Origin of the sequence: Halogeometricum sp. CBA1124 (genome assembly GCF_009741955.1) — an archaeon.
In the GTDB taxonomy this organism is placed as follows: Archaea; Halobacteriota; Halobacteria; order Halobacteriales; family Haloferacaceae; genus Halogeometricum; species Halogeometricum rufum.
The window spans coordinates 1-1,332 of the sequence record NZ_WPCD01000365.1; the positions used below are offsets into that span (position 1 = coordinate 1).

General features: G+C 72.7%; 1 pseudogene. It reads left to right on the forward strand.

The features are described from left to right. Positions 1-1,332 (forward strand): annotated as a pseudogene (gene trpE, locus GJ632_RS21530) (anthranilate synthase component I); the annotation flags it as partial.

A 1,332-nucleotide genomic window follows, 5' to 3' on the forward strand; every position in this document is an offset into this window, starting at 1 on the left:
GACGCCGTCGTCACCGTCGGTCCCGACGGGGCGTCGGTCGAGATGCTGGGCGGCCGGGCCGCCGACTACGTCGACCCCGGCGACGGCGACGTGCTGGACCGCCTCCGCGGCGCGCTTCCGGACCTCCCGCGCGTCGGATTCCCCGACGACGACAGGCAGCGACTCCGCGGCGGCCTCGTCGGCTTCCTCGCCTACGAGGCCGTCTACGACCTCTGGCTGGACGAGGTCGGCGTGGAACGCCCCGAGACGGACACGCCCGACGCGCAGTTCGTCCTCACCACGCGGACGCTCTCGTTCGACCACGCCGAGGAGACGGCGACGCTCGTCTGCACGCCCGTCGTCGCCCCCGACGACGACCCGGGGGCGGTGTACGACGAACTCCGCGCCGAGGCCGAGGCGGTTTCGGCGACGCTCCGGGAGGCCGAGACGCCCGAACCGGGCGGGTTCGTCCGGACGGGCGAGTCCGCCGGCCCGCGCGAGGAGTACGAGGCCGCGGTCCGCACGACGAAAGACCACGTCCTCGACGGCGACATCTACCAGGGCGTCGTCTCCCGCGTGCGCGAACTCCGCGGCGAGGTGGACCCCGTGGGTCTGTACGAGGCGCTTCGAGCCGTCAACCCCTCGCCGTACATGTACCTGCTGCGCCACGACGACGAACACGTCGCCGGCGCCAGTCCCGAGACGCTCGTCTCCGTCCACGGCGACCGGGTCGTCTCGAACCCCATCGCGGGCACCTGCGAACGCGGGACGAGTCCCGTCGAGGACCGCCGCCTCGCGGGCGAGATGCTGGCCGACGGGAAGGAACGCGCCGAACACACGATGCTCGTGGACCTCGCGCGCAACGACGTGCGCCGGGTGAGCGAGGCCGGCAGCGTCCGCGTCGAGGAGTTCATGAACGTGCTGAAGTACAGCCACGTCCAGCACATCGAGTCCACGGTGACCGGGACGCTGGCGGCCGACTGCGACGCGTTCGACGCGACGCGCGCGACGTTCCCCGCCGGGACGCTGACGGGCGCGCCGAAGGTGCGCGCGATGGAGATAATCGACGACCTCGAACTGACGCCGCGCGGCGTCTACGGCGGCGGCGTGGGCTACTACTCGTGGTCCGGCGACGCCGACTTCGCCATCGTCATCCGGACGGCGACGGTCGAACGCCGCGGGGGACGAGGACGTCGTCTCCGTGCGCGCGGGCGCGGGTCTCGTCGCCGACAGCGACCCGGCCGCCGAGTACGACGAGACCGAACAGAAGATGAGCGGCGTCCTCGCGGCCGTCGAACGAATCGAACGCGAGGCGGCGGGCGAAGCGGACGACGCCGACGGGACGGGCGACGC